The organism is Rhodococcus sp. MPR-R1B, from assembly GCF_058793255.1.
In genome coordinates this window covers 97,215-122,556 of record NZ_JBXAFO010000010.1, presented here as the reverse complement: position 1 = coordinate 122,556, position 25,342 = coordinate 97,215, and the positions used below count along the sequence as shown (strand labels likewise).

Annotated in this window: 26 protein-coding genes; 15 read left to right on the top strand and 11 right to left on the bottom strand. The window is 62.2% G+C overall.

Translation table 11 applies throughout. The annotated features are described in order from the left end of the window. Nucleotides 1-27: 27 nt before the first annotated feature. Nucleotides 28-1,491 carry a glycoside hydrolase family 5 protein gene (locus tag AC1Q61_RS16195; RefSeq protein WP_042922583.1) on the bottom strand — a complete coding sequence of 488 codons (1,464 nt, stop codon included), beginning with the start codon at nt 1,489-1,491 and terminating at the stop codon, nt 28-30. Between the two features lie 176 nt (nt 1,492-1,667). On the opposite strand from AC1Q61_RS16195, the gene AC1Q61_RS16190 reads away from it, so the two are divergent. Then, the gene (locus tag AC1Q61_RS16190; protein WP_042922586.1) at nt 1,668-2,588 is read left to right on the top strand and encodes an alpha/beta hydrolase; all 921 of its coding nucleotides are present in this window, start codon (nt 1,668-1,670) and stop codon (nt 2,586-2,588) included. A 16-nt stretch (nt 2,589-2,604) separates the two neighbouring features. Here the strand turns inward: AC1Q61_RS16190 and AC1Q61_RS16185 are convergent, their stop codons facing one another. Continuing rightward, complete coding sequence (locus AC1Q61_RS16185) at nt 2,605-3,807, bottom strand: PucR family transcriptional regulator (RefSeq protein ID WP_042922652.1); 1,203 nt, start codon at nt 3,805-3,807, stop codon at nt 2,605-2,607. A 196-nt stretch (nt 3,808-4,003) separates the two neighbouring features. Between AC1Q61_RS16185 and AC1Q61_RS16180 the strand changes: the two genes are divergently transcribed. The 4 genes from AC1Q61_RS16180 to AC1Q61_RS16165 all read left to right on the top strand — a co-directional run bounded on the left by AC1Q61_RS16180 (nt 4,004) and on the right by AC1Q61_RS16165 (nt 8,568). Then, nucleotides 4,004-4,261 carry a DUF3311 domain-containing protein gene (locus AC1Q61_RS16180; protein WP_003942271.1) on the top strand — a complete coding sequence of 86 codons (258 nt, stop codon included), beginning with the start codon at nt 4,004-4,006 and terminating at the stop codon, nt 4,259-4,261. After that, entirely contained in the window at nt 4,258-5,754 is a 1,497-nt protein-coding gene (locus tag AC1Q61_RS16175) for a sodium:solute symporter family protein (protein ID WP_492651080.1), read from the top strand. Before AC1Q61_RS16180 ends, AC1Q61_RS16175 begins: the two co-directional genes overlap by 4 nt. After that, nucleotides 5,751-7,340, top strand: coding sequence for an amidohydrolase (locus AC1Q61_RS16170; RefSeq protein WP_492651079.1), 1,590 nt, complete (start codon nt 5,751-5,753; stop codon nt 7,338-7,340). Before AC1Q61_RS16175 ends, AC1Q61_RS16170 begins: the two co-directional genes overlap by 4 nt. A gap of 313 nt (nt 7,341-7,653) precedes the next feature. Beyond that, on the top strand, nt 7,654-8,568 hold the full coding sequence (locus tag AC1Q61_RS16165; protein ID WP_042922589.1) for a tyrosine-protein phosphatase: 915 nt from the start codon (nt 7,654-7,656) through the stop codon (nt 8,566-8,568). A gap of 174 nt (nt 8,569-8,742) precedes the next feature. On the opposite strand, the gene AC1Q61_RS16160 is transcribed toward AC1Q61_RS16165, so the two are convergent. After that, the gene (locus tag AC1Q61_RS16160; RefSeq protein ID WP_030535586.1) at nt 8,743-9,318 is read right to left on the bottom strand and encodes a TetR/AcrR family transcriptional regulator; all 576 of its coding nucleotides are present in this window, start codon (nt 9,316-9,318) and stop codon (nt 8,743-8,745) included. Between the two features lie 108 nt (nt 9,319-9,426). Here AC1Q61_RS16160 and AC1Q61_RS16155 point away from each other — a divergent pair, with 108 nt between their 5' ends. From AC1Q61_RS16155 to AC1Q61_RS16145, 3 genes are all read left to right on the top strand, one after another. Further along, on the top strand, nt 9,427-10,608 hold the full coding sequence (locus AC1Q61_RS16155; protein ID WP_042922591.1) for a GDSL-type esterase/lipase family protein: 1,182 nt from the start codon (nt 9,427-9,429) through the stop codon (nt 10,606-10,608). Between the two features lie 71 nt (nt 10,609-10,679). Beyond that, nucleotides 10,680-11,186, top strand: a complete 507-nt coding sequence (locus AC1Q61_RS16150; RefSeq protein WP_042922656.1) for a VOC family protein — start codon at nt 10,680-10,682, stop codon at nt 11,184-11,186. 52 nt (nt 11,187-11,238) lie between these two features. Beyond that, entirely contained in the window at nt 11,239-12,054 is an 816-nt protein-coding gene (locus AC1Q61_RS16145; protein ID WP_052027951.1) for a MerR family transcriptional regulator, read from the top strand. 19 nt (nt 12,055-12,073) lie between these two features. Here the strand turns inward: AC1Q61_RS16145 and AC1Q61_RS16140 are convergent, their stop codons facing one another. Then, entirely contained in the window at nt 12,074-12,229 is a 156-nt protein-coding gene (locus AC1Q61_RS16140; RefSeq protein WP_003942131.1) for a hypothetical protein, read from the bottom strand. A 276-nt stretch (nt 12,230-12,505) separates the two neighbouring features. Between AC1Q61_RS16140 and lplAB the strand changes: the two genes are divergently transcribed. Beyond that, entirely contained in the window at nt 12,506-13,555 is a 1,050-nt protein-coding gene (gene lplAB, locus AC1Q61_RS16135; RefSeq protein WP_166502205.1) for a lipoate-protein ligase LplAB, read from the top strand. 45 nt (nt 13,556-13,600) lie between these two features. Here the strand turns inward: lplAB and AC1Q61_RS16130 are convergent, their stop codons facing one another. Both AC1Q61_RS16130 and AC1Q61_RS16125 read right to left on the bottom strand, forming a co-directional pair. Next, nucleotides 13,601-14,761, bottom strand: coding sequence for a DUF7802 domain-containing protein (locus AC1Q61_RS16130; protein WP_492651078.1), 1,161 nt, complete (start codon nt 14,759-14,761; stop codon nt 13,601-13,603). Continuing rightward, nucleotides 14,761-15,708, bottom strand: coding sequence for a metal-dependent hydrolase (locus AC1Q61_RS16125; protein WP_030535581.1), 948 nt, complete (start codon nt 15,706-15,708; stop codon nt 14,761-14,763). The genes AC1Q61_RS16130 and AC1Q61_RS16125 overlap by 1 nt, the downstream gene beginning before the upstream one ends. Before the next feature lie 225 nt (nt 15,709-15,933). Here AC1Q61_RS16125 and AC1Q61_RS16120 point away from each other — a divergent pair, with 225 nt between their 5' ends. Continuing rightward, nucleotides 15,934-16,590, top strand: a complete 657-nt coding sequence (locus AC1Q61_RS16120; protein ID WP_007735111.1) for a TetR/AcrR family transcriptional regulator — start codon at nt 15,934-15,936, stop codon at nt 16,588-16,590. On the opposite strand, the gene AC1Q61_RS16115 is transcribed toward AC1Q61_RS16120, so the two are convergent. After that, entirely contained in the window at nt 16,556-17,290 is a 735-nt protein-coding gene (locus tag AC1Q61_RS16115) for an energy-coupling factor transporter transmembrane component T family protein (protein ID WP_042922596.1), read from the bottom strand. The genes AC1Q61_RS16120 and AC1Q61_RS16115 overlap by 35 nt on opposite strands. Further along, nucleotides 17,287-19,326, bottom strand: coding sequence for an ATP-binding cassette domain-containing protein (locus tag AC1Q61_RS16110; RefSeq protein WP_215515866.1), 2,040 nt, complete (start codon nt 19,324-19,326; stop codon nt 17,287-17,289). The genes AC1Q61_RS16115 and AC1Q61_RS16110 overlap by 4 nt, the downstream gene beginning before the upstream one ends. Before the next feature lie 111 nt (nt 19,327-19,437). Here AC1Q61_RS16110 and dapB point away from each other — a divergent pair, with 111 nt between their 5' ends. Next, on the top strand, nt 19,438-20,193 hold the full coding sequence (gene dapB / locus AC1Q61_RS16105) for a 4-hydroxy-tetrahydrodipicolinate reductase (RefSeq protein ID WP_492651077.1): 756 nt from the start codon (nt 19,438-19,440) through the stop codon (nt 20,191-20,193). After that, nucleotides 20,190-20,654, top strand: a complete 465-nt coding sequence (locus AC1Q61_RS16100) for a hypothetical protein (protein ID WP_003942246.1) — start codon at nt 20,190-20,192, stop codon at nt 20,652-20,654. The genes dapB and AC1Q61_RS16100 overlap by 4 nt, the downstream gene beginning before the upstream one ends. A gap of 34 nt (nt 20,655-20,688) precedes the next feature. Here AC1Q61_RS16100 and AC1Q61_RS16095 read toward each other — a convergent pair whose 3' ends face one another. After that, nucleotides 20,689-21,345, bottom strand: a complete 657-nt coding sequence (locus tag AC1Q61_RS16095) for a thioredoxin-like domain-containing protein (RefSeq protein WP_492651076.1) — start codon at nt 21,343-21,345, stop codon at nt 20,689-20,691. A gap of 47 nt (nt 21,346-21,392) precedes the next feature. Continuing rightward, nucleotides 21,393-22,340: a hypothetical protein gene (locus tag AC1Q61_RS16090; protein ID WP_492651075.1), complete on the bottom strand. Its 948-nt coding sequence runs from the start codon at nt 22,338-22,340 to the stop codon at nt 21,393-21,395. Nucleotides 22,341-22,542: 202 nt separating this feature from the next. Here AC1Q61_RS16090 and AC1Q61_RS16085 point away from each other — a divergent pair, with 202 nt between their 5' ends. Beyond that, nucleotides 22,543-22,941 (top strand): DUF1801 domain-containing protein, encoded by a 399-nt coding sequence (locus tag AC1Q61_RS16085; protein ID WP_133729341.1) that lies wholly within the window; start codon nt 22,543-22,545, stop codon nt 22,939-22,941. A 7-nt stretch (nt 22,942-22,948) separates the two neighbouring features. Here the strand turns inward: AC1Q61_RS16085 and AC1Q61_RS16080 are convergent, their stop codons facing one another. Further along, nucleotides 22,949-24,106, bottom strand: coding sequence for an isochorismate synthase (locus AC1Q61_RS16080; RefSeq protein WP_492651074.1), 1,158 nt, complete (start codon nt 24,104-24,106; stop codon nt 22,949-22,951). A gap of 201 nt (nt 24,107-24,307) precedes the next feature. Between AC1Q61_RS16080 and AC1Q61_RS16075 the strand changes: the two genes are divergently transcribed. Both AC1Q61_RS16075 and AC1Q61_RS16070 read left to right on the top strand, forming a co-directional pair. Beyond that, nucleotides 24,308-24,538, top strand: coding sequence for a phosphopantetheine-binding protein (locus tag AC1Q61_RS16075; protein ID WP_003942230.1), 231 nt, complete (start codon nt 24,308-24,310; stop codon nt 24,536-24,538). Beyond that, nucleotides 24,526-25,326 carry a 2,3-dihydro-2,3-dihydroxybenzoate dehydrogenase gene (locus AC1Q61_RS16070; RefSeq protein WP_021344032.1) on the top strand — a complete coding sequence of 267 codons (801 nt, stop codon included), beginning with the start codon at nt 24,526-24,528 and terminating at the stop codon, nt 25,324-25,326. Before AC1Q61_RS16075 ends, AC1Q61_RS16070 begins: the two co-directional genes overlap by 13 nt. Nucleotides 25,327-25,342: the final 16 nt, after the last annotated feature.

Here is a 25,342-nt window from a genome sequence, read left to right as displayed (position 1 = left end):
ACGCGCGATTCCCGGATGATCGTTCGATCAGGCGCGCTTGACCGCGTAGTCGCCGTCGGCGTGACCGATCAGTTGCCATCCGCCCTCGATCGGGGACAGTCGGACGTCGGAGAGATTCGTGGTCTCGAGCTGTGGCCGGTCGGTGCCGGGGTACCAGGCCTCGACCCGTCCGGTGCCGCTCCCGTCAAACCCGTCACGCGATACCTCCGTCAGCGAGCCGGGCGCTGCCCGCGGATACGCTCGCGAGAGTGGCGCGGTGAATCCCTCTACGAGCCCGAGTGATTCACCGGACGGGCAGTCGATGCGATTCAGATTTCCCTGCGGCTGGTGGGTATTGCCGTCGCGAACCGGGTGGGGGTCACCGCACGCTTGTGTCCACGACCACCACGCGCCGCCCATCCGGTACCTGTCGGTGGCATCGACGAAGCGGTCGACGTCTGCTCTCTGCTCGTCGGCGTCGCCGAACCAACCCCATTCACCTGTCCACAACGGTGCGTCGTACCAGGCGGCAGCGAGGTCGGCGATCTTGAATCCGTCTTCGATTCCGGGAAATTCGCTACTGACCGTTATCGATTCGCTGTAGAGATGGGGCGAGAAGACCACCAGGGGATCGGTCAGGTAATGGCGTGGAGGCAGCGCGTCGAGGCCGAAAGCCGACCAGATCGCGCTGGGCTCGAAGAACACGAGGTGTGGAAATCCTCCTGCTTCGGCCTGTCTGATGGCGTCGGTGGCCCGCTTGTAGAACTGCCCGATCTGATCAGCTGCCGTGAATGGATCGCGCAGGCCGGGGTTCGGTTCGTTCAACAGGTCGTATCCGGCTACAGCTGGTTCGTCTTTGAACTCGGCAGCCAACCGCGCCCACGTCGCGACGAGGCGACTCTGGATTCCTTGCTCGTCGTCGTAGAACGCCTGGAAGGCATGGGCGATCGCGGGTGCGGCTTCCCTGAGTCCACCGATGTTGCAGGTTGTCCATCCGCCGGTCAGGGTTGCCCACTCGGGTGCGCCGTCCCAGCCGACTCCCGGCCGCATGAATGACGGGCACGACTGGTCGCTCGGAGTGCCGACGTACGGGCCCCATGCATCCTGATGCATGTCGAGAACGGTGTAGATGCCGTGGTCTTTTGCATCCTCGACCGCTACTCGAACGCGGTCGACGTACGCAGTGTCGAATGCACCGCGGGTCGGTTCCAGGAGGGACCACGCGACGTTGAGCCGGACGACGTTGAAGCCCAGCGCTGCCATCTGCGCGAAGTCCGTTCTTCCCAGCGGCGTAACGGTGGGTAGACCGGTGCCGTTGGTTGCGTAGTCATTGAGACCGTTGGCGTTCGCGCCGCGGAGCAACACCGTTCGTCCGTCGACGTCCTTGATCGTTCGATCTGCGACGGTCAGTTGAGGGAGAGTCCAGCCCGGATCCGGTGGTGCAGCGTTCGCCACCGGAGTTGCAATCTGGAGGACCAGGATTGCGAGGGTGGCAAGCAACAGCGCACGCATCCATCGACCTTTCTAGACAAACGTCCAATTCCGAGTCGAGGCTAGCGTGAGAAGACCCGTTTCCGGCGCGGTTTGCTCATACCTGTCACGGCCCCGCGTTGCCGAGAACACGTCGGACACGTGCTCCTGCTGGAGGTGTCATCATTGTCGACAAGTCTCGACCCGAGGGAGCCCTGGTGAAGCTTGCATTGACTGATCTGATCGAACAAATGCCTCGTGACGATTTGGCGAGTACGCGAGCGTTCTATGCGTCGCGGCCTGCCGGTGTCGGTCCGAGTTCCCTGCAAGAACTGCTTGTGGTGCGAGCATCCAGGGTGGTTGATCCCACGGCGAGCCGGGCTGTTGAACACACACTCGACATCGAGGGCCGATCCGTTTCGGTGCGCGTAGTCACTCCGAAAGACGGCGATGTCAACGGGGTCTATCTGTATCTTCCGGGTGGGGGTTTCTACATGAGTTCAGCGGCCAGCGCTGACGCCCGAAGCATGAGACTTGCCGACGAGGTCGGGGTGGTAGTGGTTACCGTCGATTACCGGCTTGCACCGGAATTCCCTTGGCCGGCAGCGCCGGACGATTGTGAGGCAGTCGCCTTGTGGCTGCTTGATGTCGCTGCCGAACGGTTCGGGACGACCAGGCTCGCCATCGGTGGCATGTCGGCGGGAGCAACCTTGGTGACGACGACGTTGCTGCGCCTTCGTGATCGAGGTCTGGCCAAGGCATTTTCGGGTGCGGTGCTGGAAGCGGGCACGTACGACGTCAGTGCCCAGACTCCCGCGGGCCGCACCATCAGCGACGAATACTTCATCGAAGCCTACGTCGGCCATGTCGATGATCGCACTCTCCCGGATATTTCTCCGACATTCGGCGACCTCAGCGGCCTGCCGCCGACCCTCGTTGTCGTTGGATCAGAAGACGTGGTCCTGGCAGAGAACCTTGCCATGGTGGCGCGACTGTCGGCGGCCGGAAACGACGTCGACTTGCGTCTCTATCCTGATGTCCCGCATGGATTTACAAACCATCCAACGCCTGTTGCCCGCCGCGCTGCGTCGGATATGGGTGCCTGGCTTGGGCAATGTCTCGACGGCGAGTCGGAGTGACAAGCACGGGCGCGGTTCAGCGTGCCGAGGACACGCGGCGCGTGTTCGGTGTCAGATGGTGGTCGAGCGTTCGGCGATGAAACAGTTCGAGGCTCACGATAGATTTCATCAGGCCGTCGAGGGTTCGCGCATCCCATCCGGTCAGATGCTGCCAGCGGTCGAGTCGATACGTGACAGAGTTCGCATGCAGGTGGATGTCACGGGCGGCAGCGCTGACGGAGAACCCGCTTCGGGCGAAGGCGCGGACGGCATCCATCAGATGTGAGTGCTCTTCGGCCACGGACGCCCCAGCCTGTAGAAGCGGCAGCAGCTCGTCCTGGTGGGTGGCAAGAGTGGCGATGAGCCATTCGTCGGCAAAACTGACCGTCGTGCCCGGCGCTGTCGCCAACTGCAATGTGCGCTCGGCGTCTTTGATGCTTTGAGCTGCGCCGACGAGCCCGACCCGGGGCATCCCGATACCTAGTGACGTTCGTGGATGATCTCGCATGATTGCGTGGATGACTTCGGTTGGTTCGCCCTGACACATCACGATTACTCGGGAGCCATGTCGACTGCAATGCGCGACAGCATGCACGGAATCCAGGGTTCGTTGCAGGTTTTCCACTTGTGCTTCTGACCATTCCTCCTCGACGGCCGACAGTGCTTGGAACGATTTCTGTGTATCGAATCCGAGGGTTTGTGCCAGCTCTCGGGCGTTGCTCAGTTCCATATCCGTTGCACTGTGCAGTGTTTCGAAGAATCGGTATCGAACGCCGGCGCGGATGGCCTGCTCGCTGCGCGTTGCCTCGGAGTGTCCGACTGCGACTGCGCTCGTCGCGGCGTGAACGAGGTCCCAGAGTTTGCCGCCTGCTTGCAGCAGCTCGTGTGTTGGTTTCGTGGACCGCTGGACCATCGTGTCCCAGAGCTCACGAGATGCAATGTGATAGGTCTCGATGACATCGGAGAGGGGGAGCCCTTGCATCGCGCGACGGCGCCCGAGTTCGCGGTTTCGGTCGGTGTCTTCTGTGGTGATCGTTTCGTTCTCGGCGACGGCACACAGCATTGCGGACAACTGTTTGCGGATGTAGTTGCCTTGCTCGGCCACTGGTACCGCGGAGTAGGCCGGGAGTTCGCTGCGAATCTGTTGTACCGCGCGTTCGGTGAGCGCTTCGAGCTCGTCGGAAACCTCGCGACACAACCGACGGATCGTGTCTTCTTCTTCGACGTCGGTTACGTCCACGGGGTTACTCCTTTGTGCGTGCTTGGTCTTGCGTCCCGTGAATTTCACGAACGAGCGTCGTGGATTCCGGGGTTCACCCATGGTCCCGCCATAGTGACGGGAGGCACACTCAACGCTAGACCGGACGACGATTCGACGGCAAAACGCCCCTCGCCTCATCTGCTCCGGATCGATCAACGGCTAAGGAGCCACAATCATGTCCAACGAGGCGAAGAGTGCCTTGCTCGCAATCGGAGTTCCGTTCGTCGGGGTGCTGGGCGGGATAGTTGCGCTCTCCGGATCCGAACTGACTGTTCTCGGATTTCCCATTTTGTTCGCGTGGCTTTTCCTGTGGATGCCGCTGACCTCGTTGTGTCTCCACATGGCATGGAAGTTCTTTGACCGCAAGGACTTCGAGGAAGCGGAACGAAACGAACTGGCTCAGGCCAAGACCGAGATCGGGGATCCGACATGATCGCTGCAACATTTACGCTCGTGCTACTCCTCGCGCTCGGCGCCGGAGTGCTTTCACGCCGTGGAAGCAAAAAAGAGATCTCCGACTACCTCGTGGGCGGGCGGTCTTTCGGTCCCGTGCTGGTTTTCATCCTGGGAGCAGGTGAGGCCTACAGCATCGGCACGCTCATTGGATTTCCCGGGGGTGTGTACGCCCACGGGGCAAGCTACGGCGTCTGGTTCATCGGATACATCTTGCTTGCCTACCCGATCGGATACTTCTTTGCGCCCTATCTCTGGCGGGCAGGCAAGCGGTATAACGCGATGACGCTGCCCGATGTGGCAGGGCGGCACTTTCGGTCGCGCGGGTTGGAACTGACAATCGCGATTGCCTCGGTAGTCTTCCTCATTCCCTGGGGGCAGTTGCAGCTTGCCGGCCTCCAGGTCGCACTGAGCGGACTTGGCATCACCATCAACCCGACGGTGGCGGTTTTCGTCGGCGCTGCGCTTGCTCTGCTCTTCCTCCTGCTTTCGGGTGTGCGTGCACCGGCGTTCGTGTCTTACGTCAAGGACGCAGCTCTGCTGTTGGGAGCGATCCTGATCGGACTGGCCGCCACGGCCAAATCGGGCGGTATCACGAAGCTCTTTGCCGATGCGGCATCCCATGGGGCCGGGCAAGCCTCGCAATCCACCGTCACCGGTTCGTCGCTGACCTTCGTTCTCACCACAATTGTGTTCCAGTCACTCGGTTTTTTCGTTTTCCCCTTCATCGTGCAAGCGGTGCTATCGGCGAAGTCCGAGGCAACCCTCAAGCGAGTCGCCCGATTCAACCCGCTGTACATGCTCATGTATCCCTTCCTCGTCGCTGCTGCCTTCGGCGCAATTTCATTGCTGCCCAACAAGCTCGAGGGCGCAGAGTCCAATGAGGTGCTCCTGCAACTGTCCCGTCTCGTGCTCCCGGACTGGCTGACCGGAGTGGTGGCGGGTGGTGCGGCACTGTGCGCGATCGTTGTTCTGTGTGGCTCGGCGCTGGGAATCGGCTCGATCGTCTCGCGAAACATCGTTCCTGGAATACCCGAATCACGTCAGAGAGTGTGGGTGCGCGGGGTCATCGTCGCCTACCTCGGCCTGTCGCTGATCCTCACCCTCGCCGCACCCCAATTGCTGCTGACGCTGGTGAATACCGCGTATTACGGGGTGACCCAGGCCGTGGTGGTGTTCGCGACGATGATCTTCGGATGGAAGCTGCGACCGGCAGCGCTCGCGATGGGCGTGGTGCTCGGCGACGTGCTGGTGCTCTGGCTGTACCTCGACACACACGGCATGGTATCGATGTGGTTGGCGGACAAAGGCATGAACATCGGTGCCGCAGCGCTCGTTCTGAACGTGTTGTTCGTGTCCGCCACCCGAGTGATGTGGCCTCCTGTCGAAGCGGTTTCGGGCCTCCGTGCAGAAAATCGATCGGCACCAGTGCCTTGCCCCGCAGCCCCGACCACGAAGGCGGATATCCGATGACTCGGACACTACTCACCGCAGATGCAATCCTCACCCAAGACGCAGCGTCACCCCAGGTTGAGGCGCTCGTCCTCGATGGAGGCCTGGTTGTCGTCACCGGAAGTCGAAAGGACATGGGGGAGTACGCCGGACCGGAAACTCGTCGGCTCGATCTCGCCGGCGCTACTGTGATCCCGGGGCTGATCGAGTCGCACATTCACCCGACCTACTCCGGCTTGACTGACGGATGGGCCGATTGCCGGACGCCACCGTGCGCCTCGATCACGGATATCCAAGGGGCTCTGCGGAACTCCACTCCCACTCACGGCTGGATACGTGGATGGGGGTACGACGACACACAACTTCGAGAAGGTCGCCATCTCACACGCGATGACCTCGACGCAGTCTGCACCGACCGCCCGATCATCGTTCTGCACATCTCGGGGCACTTTGCGGTGGCAAACACTGTTGCGCTTGCAACTGCAGGCATCGACGAATCGACGGTGGATCCCGGGGACTCGCAGTTTCCGCGTGGGGCGGACGGGAGGCTCACAGGGATGGCCTGGGAAATCGACGCCGTGGCACGGTTGAGCGGCGCGATACCAGACCTGACACAGGCAGAGGTGCAGACCGCGTTGCTGCGTAGCTTGACACTGGCGCGTTCGCGAGGAATTACGACCGTCCACGATTTAGGGGTCGGCCTGTCGGCGGGCATGCAGGAGTTGGCCGCCTATCGTGCCCTGGACACCATGGGCGAGATGCCCGTGCACACGGTTGGCTTCCTTCGGGGTGATCTCGCGATCGCAGAACTGGAGGAAAGGAACATCGCTTTCACGGCTGCACCGGCCCCAGGGTCACGCTTCCGCCTGGCCGGCGCCAAATTCTGGGCGGATGGGTCCATTCAAGGATTGTCTGCAGCCTTGCGAACTCCGTATACCTGCAGCCCGAACCATCACGGTGATCTGCTCTATCCGCAGGAGCAACTCGACGACATGGTTCTCCAGGTGCACCGCGAGGGAGGTCAGGTCGCGGTGCACGCCAACGGCGATGCGGCTGTAGCCGCCGCCATCGCGGCGCTGCGCAGTGCGCACCGCAGTGACGGACGTCGAGCGCGGCACCGTATCGAGCACTGCCAGGTGAGTAGGCCTGCGGATCTCGAGGCGATACGTGATGCCGAGATCGGGGTGAGCTTTTTCGTCAACCATGTTTTTCATTGGGGCGATCGTCACCGTGACCGTTTCCTCGGTCCTGAGAGAGCCGGCAACCTGGACCCGCTGGCGTGCGCCGATGACATCGGCTTGAAATTCGGGCTGCACTCGGATTGCCCGATAACGCCGATGGATCCCCTCCAGACGATTAGGACTGCTGTGAATCGGCTGACCATGGGCGGTGCCGTGCTTGGCGCCCACCAACGGATCGGAGTGCAGCGTGCAGTGCAGGCCATGACTGTGGACAGTGCGTACTTGGTCCATGACGAAGGACGGGCGGGGATCTTGGCGCCGGGTCGTCGTGCGGACCTTGTCGCGCTCGACGGCACTCTTGCTGCTCTCGCAGACGCTTCGTCCGACATTCCTCAGCCTGCACTGGTCATGGTCGACGGCAGGTAGCGCATGAGATTGATTTCGTCCCAACGGTTACCAGCTCGAGGTGGAGATTCGTGCAGTTGCTCGACAGTGAAGTTGTTCGGCGCTGTGCAGTTACGGCTGCCGCCGCGGCCGCGGTCTGTCGTTCGAACGGGCCCGGCGTGGTCGATGGCGACGCAGTGACGGGCAAGAGTTTCTTCCTGCCGGATGGCGGCTGGCCGGGCACCTGAACACATGTCCGGTTTCTGGAGCAAAGTCGGGACGAGGAGCGTGCCACCCTTGTAATCTCGCACGGGAGTTTGCGGGGCGCGGGGTATCCCGCACAGCGAATGAGAGGATGAAGGTGACAACTGTCTACACGCGCCGCCGAGGGGCGCGCCCTTTCGGAATCGCCCTCGCTGCGCTGGTCGCCATGGGTGCGGCCCTGACCGGCCCCACACTCGCCTCCGCCTCGAGCGGCGACCTGCAATTGGGTTCGAGTCAGTTCGGATCGTCCGGGGAGCAACCGCCGCTGCCGGAGATCCCACCGCCGTCCGCGGCCGAGATCAGGCTCGACGAGGCGCGGAACTTCCGCGACATCGGCGGGTATCGGACTACCGACGGCAGGACCGTCCGGACAGGCCTGGTGTTCCGTTCCAACAAGCTCAGCTCGCTCAATGAGACTGATCTGGCAAAACTCACCGCCGCGAACCTCACCCTCGACGTCGACCTGCGCAACGCCTCCGAACGTGCGGAGGATCCCGATCGGATCCCCGCCGGGGTCACCTACCAGGTCGCCGACGTCGTCAGTATCGAACACGGCATCGCGTTCCACGAGTTCGTTCCCCTGACCCTCGGTCGCGCGTTGATCGACGGCGCAGTCAAGGGAACCTCGAACATCGGCCAGAGCATCGGCTACCCGTTCATGGTCAACTACCGTGGTTCCGATGTCGCCTTCCGTGACCTGCTGACTGCGATCGCGAACAACTCCGACGGCGCAACCGTCTACCACTGCAGTGCAGGGAAGGACCGCACCGGTTGGGGTACCGCGATCCTGCTGACCATCCTCGGTGTCCCGCGTGAGGTCATCAGTGCCGATTTCATGGCGTCGAACACGTACCTGGGCCGGGACGACGCGGTGGACCTGTCGTGGCTCGATGCGGCGTATGCACAGGTGGACCGGCTCTACGGCGGTATGGATAATTACGTACGGGAGGGCCTCGGCGTCGACCAGGGCACTGTCGACTCACTGCGCGCCAAGCTTCTCCTCTAAGCGGAGCTCCACGCCCGGCTTCTTGCCTACTCGGACCTTCTTCTGTCCCAGTGCGACCTGTGGTTGCGGGAGCGCGCGATTGTGTGGCGCCGCTCCTGGGGTGGGCCCGAGGTTTCTTGGCCGTGTGCGATCACCAAGTGGCGCAAGAACTTGGCGCGCAAGAATCACGCCTGGTCATGGACTTGACGCTGGCCAATTGGTCAGCATCGAATCGAGAGCCTCGAGGATTCTTGCCCAGCTTTCGGCGCTGTCCGGTGCACTGTGGCTGAACGATCCACCCAGCTCGAGGCTGGCGTACCCATGAAAAACGCTGCCGAGCAACCGAACTGCGTGGGTCTGATCGAGATCGGTGAGGTTGTACCCGCGCAGAATCGATCGCATCATCTGCGAGTGTCTGAAACCCGCGCTCGCGGCCGCGGCCTCCGGGGTGAGGCGCATCTGTGACGCGGCGTACCGACCAGGGTGTGACCTCGCGTAGTTGCGGTACACGTTCGCGAAGGCGGTCAAGGCGTCGCGGCCGGACCGACCGGCCACGGCGTCGGCAGCCTGGTCGGCCATCTCTTCCAAGGCAAGCAGCGCGATTCTGGTTTTGAGGTCGTTCGAACTTTTCACGTGCGAGTACAGGCTTGCGACCTTGACGTCGAACGCTCTGGCGACCGCCGATACGGTCACCTGCTCGAAGCCCACCTCGTCGGCCAATTCGGCGCCCGCCACGGCGAGGCGTTCGGGTGTCAGTCCTGCGCGAGGCATGTCCGTTGGTCCTGTTCGTCGAGAAGTGAAACCGCTTGCCTAAATAGTATAGGCAAATTACTGTGTGCTGTAGTTAAAACCTTCGCAACTTATCTACAGGTGAATGAGATGAACAGCCAGAGCAGCTGGATTACTACCGCAATTTCCGAGGACATCGTGCGCGGAGCCCTCGAGCTCGAGCGGACCGAACGCGGTGTGCTGACACACCGTCTGCCTGCCAGAGCTCGCACGCAATTCGCTGACGGGCAGATGGCAATGGCGCAATCACAACCGTCCGGAGTGCGGCTGGTGTTCCGAACCAGCGCTACGGCCATCGAACTCGACACTCTGCCCACGAAAATGATCTACATCGGTGCCCCGCCGAGGCCGCAAGGGGTGTACGACCTGATCGTCGACGGCGAACCAACCGGGCACGCAATCGCTGAGGGTGGCAACACGGTGACGATCGACATGGCGACCGGTACCGCTCAGAGACAATCCGGACCCGTCAGCACCATCCGCTTCGCGGACTTGCCCGCGCGATCCAAGACCGTCGAGATCTGGTTGCCGCACAACGAAACCACCGAACTTGTCGCATTGCGAACCGACGCCCCGCTCGAACTCGCAGTCGGCACGAAGCGCGATGTGTGGCTCCATCACGGAAGCTCGATCAGTCAAGGCTCCGGCGCTGAAAGTCCCTCCCGCACTTGGCCTGCTCTCGCAGCCTCCCTCGGCGGCGTGGATCTGATCAACCTCGGGTTCAGCGGCAGCGCTCTGCTGGACCAGTACGTCGCCCGCGCTATGCGAGACACTCCTGCCGACCTCATCAGCATCAAGATAGGCATCAATCTGGTCAACTCCGACGTGATGCGCCTGCGGGCCTTCACGTCGGCAATGCACGGCTTCCTCGACACGGTCCGCGACGGCCATCCAGTGGCTCCACTGCTGGTCGTCTCGCCTGTCTATTGCCCGATTCACGAAGACACGCCTGGACCTGGTGCATTCGATTTCGACGCGCTTGCCAGAGGCGAAATGCGATTCGTTGCTACCGGCGATCCTGCCGAGCGTGCAGCCGGAAAGCTGACGCTGCGCTCTATTCGGGAAGAGTTGGCGCGCATCGTAACCCAGCGATCGGCGGCTGATCCCAATCTGCATTACGTCGACGGGTGCGATCTCTATGGTGCGGCCGAGAACGAAGAGTTGCCGCTTCCCGATCAGCTCCATCCGGACGCTGCGACGCACCGTCTCATCGGCGAACGCTTTGCCCAACGGGTATTCGCAGACGACGGCGCATTCGCACGCACGGTGTGATCGCGCAATCTGGTTCGATCGGATTTCACACGATTTGACCCTGACGTAGCGTGAGGGCTCACGATGACTTCATGACCGATACTTACCCGGCATTCGACATCAGCCCCGTCCCTGTCCCCGCTACAGACGCCGTGCCTCCGGAACAGTTCCGAGGTCTCTACGGAATGCCCATGTTCGTGTCGGTTCCGACATCGGATCTGGCCGAATCTGCCGACTTCTGGATCCGTGGGCTCGGTTTCTTCGACCTCTTTTCGGTACCGGATCGACTGACGCACCTGCGACGCTGGGCATTTCAAGACGTTCTGCTCGTGCCCGGCGAATGTGCAGATTCACCACCGTCCGTCAGCGTGAGCTTTGCGTGTGTGCTGAGTCAGATCGATCAGATAGCCAAGGCGTGTGAGGAATTGCGGCCCGGATGCACCAGCGGTCCACATCTGAAGCCGTGGAATTCACTGGAGTTGGAGATTGTGACACCGGAGAACGCGCGTGTGATCATGACGGCCGCTCGTCCGTACGACCCGAACAGTGCCGAGGCCGAGCATCTGCGAGGCATGGGAATTGACGGACCCGTCGACTGAACCGAGGTCTGACGCTGTGGCCTCCCGAACCGCGTCTGTCAGACTGGATCACGTGACGGACCAACTCTTCGGAGACGAGGCAGACAGTGCTCTCACTGTCGGTGCTGCCGCATCACGACTAGGCATAACCGTACGTACCCTCCATCATTGGGACGCAATCGGTTTGGTGCGTCCGTCCGGGCGCAGTGACGGGGGCTACCGGCAGTACACCGACGCGGACCTCGGCCGCATCGGCCGGGTGCTTGTCTACCGTGACGTGGGTTTGTCGCTCGACGAGATCAGGATATTGCTCGATGCGCCCGCAGCCCACGTGGACGAGACGCTGCGTGGGCAGCGCGCCGAGTTGCGGCAACGGATAGCCGACTTGGAGGAACTGGGCGAGTCCTTGGATCGCATCATCGATGCCAGGAAGTCGGGTGTGCTGTTGCCGGCACACGAGCAGGTCTCGATCTTCGGCCGACACTGGCAGCCGTCATGGGGACCTGAGGCGCACGAGCGTTGGGGTGACAGTGCGCAGTGGGCGCAGCACGCGGAACGGTCGGCGGGTAGGACCGCTGAGGATTGGCAGAAGATCGCCGACTGCGTCGAGACGCTCAACGAAAATCTGGCGCTGGCCTGCCGATCCGGTGTCGAACCGGGAAGCGCCGAGGCAAATTTGCTGGCAGAACGGCACAGAGCGTCGATCGGGGTTTACTTCGACTGCACACATTCGATGCAGGTGTGTCTGGGACGGATGTACGTGGCCGATCCGGGATTCACCGCGTTCTACGAGCAGGTCGAGACCGGTCTGACAGTGTGGCTCCGCGCTGTCATCGATGCGAATGCTCGGGCCAACGGGGTTGTCCCCGAATCGGCGACGTGGGTGTGAGTGAGCTGGTGGTCGCTCGTCAGTCCAAAGACGCACACGCAGTGCACCACGGTCGGCCGTCGACTCCGGGCGCACGATGGGACACTGCGATGCGCGCGGCCAAAATGCAGCTTTCGTTGTCGTGATAGACGTCGAGATCCGAAGGAACCGTCGAGTGGAACGCCGGGACCTTCATGTCTACCTCCGTTGTGGCTCGCCAGGGAGTTGGCTCGTTGCGGCAATCCTCCCACCACAGAGATCATCTCGCCTGTCGGCAGAAGCAGGGCCGTTGCTCGGCCAAATTGCCAGGGGTCGACACGTGCGGTCCCGTCCGCGCGATTGTGCAGCCCCGCAGCGACTTACAGGTGTGGTTACTTGGTCGCCCTGCCTTCCGAACAGATGCGCACTGCGCGCGCGGTGTGATCTTCGACGGTGCTCACCGCAGAGAATCCCGCAGGGATAGGCTGGACGGATGCGTGGAGAGTACAAGGTTCCTGGTGGAAAACTGGTCGCGGTCGACGTCGAGGTGGCGGACGGTCGGCTGTCCGAAGTCGCAGTCTCGGGGGACTTCTTCCTCGAGCCCGACAGCGCGCTCGACGACATCAACGCGGCGTTGCGCGGAATGCCCGCCGACTCGGATGCAGAACAGTTGGCGCATGCCATCTCCACTGCGCTCGACGAGTCCGCCTCGATGATCGGCTTCACGCCGCAGTCGGTCGGCATCGCGATCCGGCGCGCACTCGGCCACGCCACGAGCTGGGCGGATCACACCTTCGACCTCATCCCGCCGGTGGTTCTCGATCCCGCGATGCACGTCGCGCTGGACGAGGTCATCGCGCGTGAGGTCGCATCGGGTGAGCGTCCGCCGACATTGCGTTTCTGGGACTGGGACTCGCCCTTGGTCGTGATCGGATCGTTCCAGTCCGTGCGTAACGAGGTCGACTCCGAGGCGGCTGCGCGGTACGGCATCGGGGTGGTGCGCCGAATCTCCGGTGGCGGCGCGATGTTCATGGAACCGGGCAACTGCATCACGTACTCGTTGGCAGTACCGGCGTCATTGGTCGAGGGTTTGAGTTTCGAGCAGTCCTACGCGTTTCTCGATCAGTGGGTCATGGGAGCGCTTGCCGAGGTCGGTATCAACGCTCGGTATGTGCCGCTCAACGACATCGCCTCGGACAAGGGCAAGATCGCCGGCGCCGCTCAGAAGCGATTCGCGTCCGGCACTGTGCTCCATCACGTGACCATGGCCTACGACATCGACGCTGAGAAGATGACGCAGGTGTTGCGAATCGGACGAGAGAAGATGTCGGACAAGGGAACCAAGAGTGCGGCCAAGCGCGTCGATCCGCTGCGTTCGCAGACCGGAATGACGCGTGCAGCAATCCTGGAGTCGTTTGCGCAGCACTTCCGAGGTCAATACGACACCCACGACAGCGATTACACGGACTCGGAGTTGGAGCAGGCGCGCAAGCTGGTGGACACGAAGTTCAGAACCGAAGAGTGGACTCACCGCGTCCCGTGAAACCGAGAAACCGGGACGAGACCCGAGCGGTCTCGTCCCGGTCGCCTAGGTAGCCGGAGTCGCTGAGTTTGCCCCGAGGAGCTCGGCGTCGGCCGTCCCGGAGTTCCGCTTCGGAATGGTGAAAGTTGCGCTCACGCACAGGATTGCGATGACGAAGCACGCCACTGTGTACCAGAGGTTCCCGATGGGATCTCCAGCGCTGGTGGAACCGTCGACCGCGTCGAAGAAGTCGGGAAGCGCACTCGCCCACAGGACGGCCATGACAACCAGGTACACCACGCTGTAGATCTGCACGAACCTGTTGGTGTGTGCAGGAGTGTTCGATTCTGCCGAGCGCAGGTGCGTCCATTGGCGGACGAGAACCACGATCGCGACCACTGTGAGGACTGCAAGTTCAGCGGCGTAGAGGAACCCGCGGACAGTGTCGCTTCCCATACCGAAGACCGTCGCCGGGAGCGGAAGAATGAACGTACCCAGCGAGGCCAGCAGGCCGATCACGATGGTGCGCCATACCAATTGAAGTCCGGAGAAGTGCTTGCCGGCATCGACGTGCCGTCCGACGAAGTACTGGACGCAGAATGCCAACGACATCGGCCACAGCGCGGCGAAGACGACCACGCTGGGAAGTGGAACCGCGTCGAACATGGGTTGGTTGATCGGGTTCGACGTCGACCACTCCCACCACCGCAACTGGGGCCCCAGGTGGTCGAAGATTTCGTAGAACGCATGGTGGACGAAGCCGACGCAGACAGCGCCCAGTAGTGGACCGTATTTGCGCAAAACGCCGAGCATTCTGACTATTTCGAAGGCCAACGTCGCCATCAGTGGATAGATGGCAACGATGTACAGCGGCAGTCGACCCCACATGAAGTCGACGGTGAACACGTTGTGCGCGAACATCGTGTCCACTTGTTCTTCGATGCCGAACGCCGCCGGGAAGTACAGCGGAGGCTCGATGATGAACAGGTAGGCGGTGGCGCCGAACCAGAGAACCAGATTGGTGGGGTCGCCGTTGCGGCGCAACCGCACGATCGCCAGGACCAGTGCGAGCACCGAGCCGACGATGATGGTCCATTCGAGGACGGGCAGGGTCCAGTTCTCCAGCGCCGCCGGGTTACGGAACTCGACGAGTCCACCTGCTTCCTGACAGGAGAAACCGAGTTCTGTTGCGAGCTGGGAAAACGTGGGGGAGCAGTGTTCTGCCATCAGTTGGCCCCTGACGTGATCGACTCGGCTTGTGCCTGAGATTCGGCGGTGTACCAGCGTGTGCAGTCGTAGCCGTCGTCGTAACGCTTGAACCACTGGTCGGCGAGTGCGGGGAGTTTCTCGTGGTCCGGGTTGTGATTGGGCATCTGGCTGCGGAAGACACCGCCGAGTGCGACGAGTTGTTCTCCGAGTTGAAGGTGATCGAAGGCGCGAGGCATCGTGCCCTTGGTCAGATACGGAGCGAACGACGTCAGAATCTTCTGCTTGGTGCGGTGGGTGGCGAACATCGACAGTGAGTCGACTTGCCGCTCGGAGAGCGGAACGTGCTGGTTGAAGCCTGCGCAGGCGATACGAATCACCTTCATGACGTGTGCGAAGATCGACGGCGCCATTCGCATCCGGTAAAGCTCGCTTCCGACAACGGAATTGAAGATGATCAGTGCCGAGCTGCGATGCTCGACCTCCTCGACGAAGTGCCAGATGAACAGTGACGCGACGCGGTCGTCTCCCGGGCGGAACAAGGTCGCCTCGTTGTCGAGCATCAGCTTGAACACCGGAGTGAAGGTCGCCTCCAGATCTGCGGTGTATGCAAGCCGGTAGTTCAGCGAGGTCGCCTCGGTCAGTAGATCGAATTCACCGATCACAGCGTCGAGCGTGTTCTGTAGTCCGGGGTAGCGCCTGATCAGAGCCTTCACATGCTGGCGGTGCGCGGTCGAGTGATGGCCTTCCTGACGCATGAACGCCACGGCTTCCTCGGCCACTTCAGGATCGCTGATCCGCGACTTGGTCTGCATGATCATCTTCACGATCATCTTCTCGAAACCGATGGCCAGGAACGAGACCGCGTTGGACATGCTCGACCAGGCCGGGTTCTCCGGGTTCCACAGGAAGGGAACGTCCTGATCCTCGAATCCGAAATCCATTTTTCGGGGCTGAAGGTTGGTCACTTGTCGAACCTCGTCTTTCGGAGGGGCTGGTCAGGTGGCCGCTCTGGCACTGGAAGCCACGTGTGGCGGTAATCATACATATTGGTGTGCAGTTGTATGTTCACTTTCGACGAGGGGAGTGAATTCGAGGGGCGCAGATGCAAAACCTGCCTGTGTTAGCCTGTGGCTCTTGGACTTCGAGCGCAAAGACATGGTTCGAGCCTCGTTCGAGCGAGGAAGTGGGCAGTGGCACGAAGGCGTGGGTGGGGCGGCAATCCACCGGACAGTGACGAAGATGCGTCTCGTCGCATTGTCGAGGCCGCGGTCGAGTTGATCGGACGGACAAGTTCGGAAATCAGCATCGGCGACGTCGCCGAGTCACTGGGCGTGATCCGGCAGACCGTGTATCGATACTTTCCCAGCGCCGACGCTCTGATGCGGGCAGCGGCGATCGCGTCGGTCGACGGCTATCTCGATCGACTCACCACACACGTGAGCGGTATCGAAGATCCCGTCGAGGCGATGACCGAGGGTGTCGTCTACACCCTGACCCAGGTCCACCGAACGCCGCATCTCGGCATTCTGCTCACCAGCACGAATTCGAGTCTTCATCCCGAGGGTCTGACCTCTCAGGAGGCGCAGGCCTTCGGAATGGCGATGATCACCCGCTTCGACGTGGACTGGGTGCGTTTCGGATACGACGACGCATCACTTCAGGAACTGGTCGAATACGTCCTGCGGACGATGCAGTCGTTTTTCCTCGCGCCCGGCGACCCGAAGCGGAGCGACGAAGAACTGCGGCGATACCTACGGCGCTGGATGGGTTCTGCGATCATCGCCCAGGGAAATTCTGTCAGCGGTGACCCGATCAGCGCAGAACCAGAGTCAAAACAACCGCGCTGACGCACGCGGCGGTGACGACGGTCAGTGCGACGAGGTCGGCGAGCTGAGGGCGCTTGGGGTAGGCCGCGATCAAACCGGTGCCCCCGCGAGCGGAGATCGCTTCACCCATCTCGGCAGAGCGCCGAATTGCCACCGACATGGTCGTGGTGATCAGATCGACTATCGAATTGTCGGCAGCGCTGTTCACCACAGCTTTCGGGCGTAGTCGTCGCGCCGCCACCAGGGTGAGCATCTCGTCGATCAAGAGCGGAAGTGAACGAATGCAGAGGGCCGTCGCGATCGCCCACTCGTCGACCGGGATCTTGAGGAATCGCAGCGGTCTACCGAGCGTTGCCAGTGCCGGCGCCACATCGCTCATCGACGTGGTCCATGCCAACATCAGTGAGACGCAGAGCAATACAAGACCGAACGTCACAGCTTGCAGGTAGATGAACACTGCGTCGAGGCCGATCGGAAGATTGATCAACGCGCCGAGCAGGATCAGCGCCCACAACCACCACGGAGGTCGCGGAACTGCAGTCGGGGGGATGCGTCCGATCACCGCGGTCAGCAACAACAATCCGAGTACGACGCCGATCGCCGGCCAGGACGGAGCGGTCACGACCACGATGCTGACGAGAACGACGGCAACGATCTTCGTTCCGGCCCACAATCGGTGGATCGGCGATGAAGTCGGGACTTCGCGCAGAAGTGTTGTCACGTCGTCGATCCTTCCAAGGCGCTGCTGGCGGCAGGGTCGAGGATGCGACCCTCCGACAGTCGAATTGTTCTGCTGCACACGGCGTCCATGCCGTCGACATCGTGGGAGATGACGACTACTGCGGTTCCGTTCCGACGAATCCACCTGAGTACGTTCAGGATTTCGTGTCGACCGGGTGGATCGAGACCGGCCAGCGGTTCGTCGAGGATGAGTACCCGCGGTTGGCGCACGAGGAGACCGGCCAGGACGACGCGTCGCATCTGTCCGCCGCTCAACTCGTCGATGCTGCGGCCGGCGATGTGACGGTCGAGTCCGACGGCGTCGAGCGCCCACGAGACTTGCACCGATCCGATCTCCGGACCTCCGGCGGCCTCGATGTCTTCGGCGACGGTTCGGCGTTGCAGCTGCAGTCGCGAATGCTGGAACGTGAGACCGACGGTGCCGAGTTGGCGTGAGACGGGTTTGCCGTCGAAGACTGCGGTTCCCTTGCTCGGTGCGATCAAGCCCGCCATGATCCAGGCCAGAGTCGATTTACCGGAACCGTTGCCGCCCAGAACCAGCAGCCCGTCGCCGTCGCCGATTGTGAGATTGACGTCCGACAGTGCGCGCCGCGACCACGGAGTCCGGTCGTTGTACGTGTGGGTGACATCGGTGAGTCGGAGGACAGCTCGAGTGCTGACCGGCCACGGCGCAGACGGCGGACCCCCGAACGTCGACGTCATCCAACCGGGTTGGTGATCGATCTGCCGTCCGCGTTGTAGTTGAATCACCCGATCTGCGTTGCGGGTGTCGGCGTGGTGATGGGTGACCAGTACCACGGCCATCGGGTGGCGTCGCGGAAGTTCGGCGAGGAGCGAGACCAATTCCTCCCGGCCGGCCTGATCGACCATCGCGGTGGCTTCGTCCGCGATCAGCAGAGCGGGGCGCCGCGCCAGCGCGGCTGCAACAGCCAGACGTTGCATCTCGCCACCGGACAGCCCGGAGGTCTCACGCATACCCATGCCCGCGAGTCCCACCTCGGCCAGCAGTGCATCGACGTCGGGATGCGACTCGGGGGGGAGCCCCCAGACGACGTCGTCCGCGACGCGGGTTCCGAGGATCTGGCTTTCGGGTCGTTGGAGGACGACGGCGGTTCCGCCGTGTCGGCCGAGACCGGCGGACCCGGGTCTCGTCAGCGTCCCGACAGTCGGCGCGCGACCGGCGAGCAACCGGGTGAGTGTGGACTTGCCCGAGCCGTTGTGGCCGACGACGGTGACGAACTCTCCTCGTCGCACGGTGAAGTTGACGTCGACGAGGGCCGGTGTCGTTGCACCCGGATAGGTGAAGCCCACGTGATCGAAAGTGACCGGCAGCGGATCGATCGGACGGTCGTCGGGTGCTGTCTGGAGCGGGTCGGCCGAAGGGAGTGCAGCCAATCGGTCGAGGACGGCGCCGAGGACGAAATAGGAGACGACGGTGCTTAGGACGATTCCGGAGATGATGGACACGCCGATCCACAACCACCAGTAGTCGATGATCGAGCCGATGCTGTTCTCGATCCATTCGGCTGCGCCGACGAGTGTGGGGGCACGCTTCAAGATCTCGGCCACGCCCAACGCGGTGTTCTCGAGCGAGGTCAACAACAAGGTGCGCAGCGGAGCGAGAACAAGCAACAGGACTATGGAGAACAACGCCAGCGCGGGCCCGATGACCAATGACGACAGCAATGCGGAGACGAAGCCGAGACCGCGCCGCTTGACCGTACCGATGATTCCGCCGAGGAGAGCGCTCAATGCGACCGCCGCCGCAGATCCCGAACCCGCCGCGACAAAGGCGACTGCCGTAGCCGAGATACCGGCCGTCGTCACGGCGCGGACTCGGAAGCGCTGGGCAACAATTCCCATCGGAACGGCGGCCACGAGGTTGAGGGCGCTGGCCATGGGGATGACCGTGGCAATGACGGACAACGCGACCGTGAATCCGGCCATGACGGCACCCGTTGCCAACTCGAGTGGTCGAAGGTTGCCGGTTTCGCGGACTTGCGGACGGTTGCTCACTACGTCCAGTGTGCCAGTGGTGACATAACTCCCGCCCGACTGATGGTGAGCGCATCGGGGTGATTGCGTAGGCTTCACCTCAAACAATGCATCGGACGGAGCGTGGAAGACGTGAGTGCAGCACTCATCAGGGTCGGGGTTCTGGGAGCCAAGGGCAAGGTCGGTCGAGCGATCTGCGAGGCAGTGGAAGCTGCTCCCGATCTGGAACTCGTCGCTCAGGTCGACACCGGTGATCGCATCGAGACGTTTGTCGACACCCGCACTCAGGTAGTGGTCGATTTCACGCACCCCGACGTCGTCATGGGAAATCTGGAATTCCTCGTGGCCAACGGAATTCATGCAGTGATCGGCACCACCGGTTTCGACGAGTCCAGGCTTGCGTCTGTGCAGTCCTGGCTCGACGCCCAGCCGGCAACGGGTGTTCTGATCGCCCCGAACTTCGCCATCGGTGCTGTGCTGTTGATGCGCTTCTCGGCTGCCGCGGCGCGCTTCTTCGATTCCGTCGAGGTCATCGAACTCCATCACCCCAACAAGGCAGATGCTCCCTCGGGCACCGCATACCGAACGGCCGCCATGATCGCCGAGGCTCGCGCGGAAGCAGGCGTCGGACGCAGCCCTGACGCCACCACGACCGAGCTCGAGGGTGCGCGTGGAGCCGACGTCGACGGCGTCCGGGTTCACTCCGTGCGGATGGCCGGACTGGTCGCGCATCAGGAAGTGATTCTCGGAACTCAGGGCGAGACGCTGACCATTCGCCACGACTCGATCGACCGGAATTCGTTCGCGCCGGGCGTTCTGCTCGGTGTCCGCCAGATCGGCTCGCGTCCGGGTCTGACGGTCGGTATCGATTCCTTTCTCGATCTATGAACAAGACCACCCGCACCGTCGCACTGATCGTCGCGATTTGCATTGCGCTCGCGGTGTACTTCGTGCTGCTCGGCCAGCGCGGAATCCAGCTCATCCAGGACGGTGGCGGCGCCGCGATCGGTCTCGGGATCGGCGTGCTGATCCTGCCGTTCCTGGGGCTGTGGCTCGTCATCGCCACACTCCGTGCCGGCTTCACGCACCAGCGCCTCGCGCAGCAGATTCACGACGAGGGCCTCGCTGTCGATGCGTCTGCGCTTCCGAAATTGCCTTCGGGCCGGATCGAGCGAGCGGCTGCCGACGAGTTGTTCGCCCAGATCAAGGTCGACTGGGAAGCAGACCCGGACAACTGGAAGCAGAACTTCCGACTTGCTCGCGCCTACGACTATGCCGGTGACCGAAGCCGGGCTCGGGAAACCATGCGACGGGCAGTCGAACTGGAACGCCGTTCACGAGGCAAGTAGGTGTCTACGCCGCGGAGCGGGGCCTGCTGAGACGCTACCGCTCCGGAACGGTTGTGGGAGATGACGGATCCGGAGTGGTGGGGTCGAATGGCGGCGGGTTGTTCGGGTCGAAGCTAGTCATCGGCACCGAACACGTCGCGCCCACTTCGGGATACGTGTTCGGGTTGACTCGTAGCGCCGAGACGAATTGATCGATGCGAGCGTCCTCAGCGTTGTCGAGTTTGAGTTGACGGCCCCAGGACTGCAGCGAAATCGGCGAATCCAGGTTCGGATACGGCGACATCAAGGTGTAGCTCATGCCTTCGACTCGCTGTGCCAAGCGCGCCTGATCCTCACTCGAGACCAGGTCGGGGTTGTACGTGATCCACACTGCCCCGTGCTCGAGGGAATGGACCGCATTCTCGGTTCGAATGGCTTGCGGGTAGACAACTCCGGTGCAGTTTGCCCAGACCGAATCATGGCGACCACCGAAGGGCGGTGAATGTGTGTACGCCACACGTTCGTTCGGCCGTACGTGTTGAGCTGCCGGGTAGTCGACCGTGACAACTCCGTCGATGGATTCGGACGGATCCGGATTGTCGAGGCTCGGAACAAACGCATCCGGTCGAGGTGTTCCTTCGAGAGAATTCGCGCACGAAGCCAGCGCGAGAACTGTCGAGATCGCCACTGTTGCTCGAAGTTGTTTGTTCACTCGGCCATGATAGCGGCGCCTGTCCGCTTTCCCGAGACGTGAATCGACTACGACCCGAGAGAGCTTGTGGTTCCGCCCGAGCGCGCGATGTCACTGGCGCCTCGAAGAATTCGGAGCGGAGGCAGCGGCCCTTGGTATGCCTCGGAGCCACTGATCAGATCACCGGCCGCGTCGAACGCGATCGCTTCACCTTGTGGCTCGTCGGGAAGGGGCACACGAATAGGATTGGTGGTCAAGGCTTTCGCGACATCGCCGTCGGGAGCTGTGTAGAGGTAGACATCGGTGTAGGTGCGCAGCGCTACCACCGTGCCGTCTTTGCTCACGGCGCCTCCGGTGACAGCCATCGTTCCGGCATGGGGGACCGGTCCACCGGAAGTGAGGGTGGGAGTAAATCTGAGCTGACCTACCTTGGCCAACATGGTCGGCGACGCCGTACTCAGATCCTGAACCTGCTGTCGTTCAGCGGTTGTGTAGACCACGCTTGCGCCCAGGTAATCCTTGGTGACGATGACGGGAAGCCCGTTGCTCTGGATCAGCAGTGTCTCGGCATCGTGCGCCCCGTCCGGATAAACCAGGGGGTAGGAGGTCGCGGCACCTGAAGTCGGATCGAGTTCGATCAGCCCGATCGACGTTCGTACCGCGTTGTTGTCGCCGATGTCTGCCAGCCACAGGTGGCCGTCGGGAGTCGACGAGAGATCCTCGATATCGACACGAGGGGTGCCCACGTTGATCCAGCGCTGAACGTGGCAGTTCGAATCGAGTTCGGCGACTCGATCATCGGAGCCGCTGTCGCCGATTGCGTATATCCCGGCCGCGGTGAGGGTGAGTCCGGACAGCTCGGAAAGGCCTGCATCGGTGGGTGTGCACAGTACGTCGAAGACGCGCGGGGCCTGTTGCGCCGCCGCCGGAACAGTGTGAACGCCGACGACTGCGGCGGCGAGAAGAACCGATCCGGCAGCCGCAGCGACTGAATGGGCGAGCGGGCGATTCCACACAACGATGCAGTCCTCCGGGCCGAAGAATCGGGACTTAGTACCCAGAGAATACTGGACGTCCGTCTCACTTTGTCCGAATTCCAAGAAATCGCGCTTGCCGAGACGTCGTGATGCGTCAGTGATTCGCTGAGTGAATGTTGGTGCAGGAGGGGATACTCGACTCACCGGAGATCGGCGGCAACGAGCAGGAAGTGACGAAGCGATGGCGAAGCGTGATTCCGAAAAGCAAGGCGCAGATTCCCCGTCTCAGTTGATCGACCAGCGAATCGAGGAACTCGGAGACTGGCGGGGCGAGATGCTCTCCCGGATACGAACTCTGATCAAAGAGGTGGATCCGGATGTGGTGGAGGAATGGAAGTGGCGAGGAGTTCCCGTGTGGTACCACGCTGGAATGATCTGTACCGGTGAGACTTACAAGAGTGCAGTGAAGGTGACTTTTGCCAAAGGCGCATCACTCGACGACGCCTCAGGTCTCTTCAACTCCAGCCTCGAGGGCAATACGAGACGGGCGATCGATTTTCACGAAGGTGAAGCCGTCGACGAAAAGGCGTTCAAGGCACTCGTTCACGCCGCGATTACCCTGAACACCTCGAAGAAGTGATGCCTGGTCAGAGCTGATGTTCAGCGAGGTCGAACGCACTGAGTAACGTGCGAAATTTTGTACTGGTCTCTATCAGCTCGATTTCCGGATCGGAGGAAGCGACGATTCCGCCGCCTGCGTACGCCCGCGCCGAGAGGCCGTCTGCTGCAATCTCGGCGCAACGAATAGCCACCATCCACTCGCCGTCTCCGGTTCGGTCGCACCAGCCCACGGCACCGGCGTAGAACCCGCGGTCCCCTTCGGTCGCGGTGATGTGCTCGCGTGCGGCGCCCGTCGGTGTTCCGCAGATGGCGGGGGTCGGGTGCAGCGCCATTGCCAGCTCGAGCGAGGTCAGGTTCGGATCGGTCAGGACACCTTCGATCTTGGTCCCGAGGTGCCACAGTTGCGGTGTCCGAAGGAGTTCCGGTGCCCTGGGTGCATTGAATGATGTGCACAGTGGTCCGAGTATCGCGCTGATGGAGTCGACGACAAACGCGTGTTCGGCGAGATCTTTGGTCGACGCGCGGAGTTGCTCGGCATTCGCCTCGTCCTGATCCGAATTCGGGTGCCGTGCAATCGAGCCCGCCAACGGGTGGCAGGTGACGACGTCGCCTCGCCGTTCGATCAGAACCTCGGGCGTCGAGCCGACCAGCGAACGCCCGCGGTACTTTCCTCCGGCGGGGGACAAGTCGACGCAGAAACCGTTGTGCGCGTGATCGAGTGCAATCAGTTTCTCGGCCAGATCGGCGGGAAAGATCGTGGACTCGGCCTCGATGGTCAGGGAGCGTGCGAGGACAACTTTGTCGAGTTCGCCTGCTCGAAGACGTTCGATGGCGCCGCGGACCCTGTCGGTGTGGATCTGCGGGCTGGGTTCGAATCCGGCTACCCGCGAAGTGGGTAGCGTCGGCACGTTCGAGTGATATAGATCACCGCGGACTCGTGTGAAACTCAGTGGCGCGGTGAGGGCGGACGGCGTCTCCGGGGAGAACGGCAGGGCGCCGACGATCGAGTCGATGCGGCCCGTTTTGAGGGCTTCAGCGGCGTCGAAGGCCGAGTCGAATTCTTCGACTACTCCCGAAGTGCGGATCGACGTTTGCCTACGTGAGAGCAGGAAAACGGAGTCCGTTTCATCGTCAGTCCGGTTGTTGCGCAACGGGAATTCGGAGACTTCGGCGAGTGCTGACATGGACACCCTTCCAGTTCGACAGGATTACTTGCTATGTTGAGGCTAGCCTTAGTTCGGGTGAATTTGTGTCGTGAGCATCCGGGTTGTGTACTTCCGTACCGTTATGGTTAGGCTGGCCTAAAGTAATGGCGTGCGGACGGGGTCGACACGAGGGGTGGGTTGGCTCGATCTGAGCGCGTCGACCACTACTCGAGGAGACCGATGAGCAACACCGTGGACCGTGACCAGATCGTGCGCGACGTCGCCGAGGTTCTGTCGATGAGGGCAGAACAACTCGGCGACGACGCGGACCTGGGTGACGAAGGCCTGGACTCGGTTCGCTTGATGACGCTCGTCGAACGTTGGCGAGGAGCGGGCGCGGATGCCGACTTCGCGGAGTTGGCAGAAGAACCGACGATCAATGCCTGGGTTCAGGTGCTGTGCCCGCAGTGAGCGATCGCCGAATTGCCGTAGTCACCGGTGCTGCGGCTGGTATCGGCGCCGCAGTTGCCCGGACTCTTGCGCGCGACGGGTATTCGCTGGCGCTTCTCGATCGCGACGACGTCGAATTGAAGCGGGTAACTGCGGAATTGGCAGAAACAATCGTCGAAGGCGCCGATATCGAGAGTCACGTCGTGGACGTGACCGATCGGCAGGCAGTCGACGCTGCAGTGGCCTCCACGATGGATACGTTCGGCCGGATCGACGCGCTCGCGCACGTCGCCGGAATTCTGGACACCGGATCGGTGCTTGACTCCGATCCAGACCAGTGGCGGAAGATATTCGGCGTCAACGTATTCGGATTGCTCAACGTTCTGCAAAGTGTGGGACTGGAAATGCGTCGCCGGCGGGCTGGGTCGATCGTGGTGGTCTCGTCCAACGCGGCCGGTGTCCCACGTATCGGGATGGGTGCTTACGGTTCGTCCAAAGCTGCTGCCACCATGTTGGTTCGAACCGCGGGCCTGGAGTTGGCTGTCGACGGGATTCGCGTCAACGTTGTCGCTCCGGGTTCCACAGACACAGCGATGCAGCGGTCTTTGTGGTCGGACCCTTCCGACGATTCGGGTGCCGACGCTGTCATCGAAGGCAATCTGGCGGGCTATCGCCTGGGCATTCCGCTCGGAAAACTTGCCACCGCAGACGATATCGCGGACTCGGTGCACTTCCTGCTGTCCGACCGGGCGGCCCACATCACCATGCAGGCGCTGTACGTCGACGGCGGAGCGACGCTAAAAGCGTGAGATGTATTTGCTGACA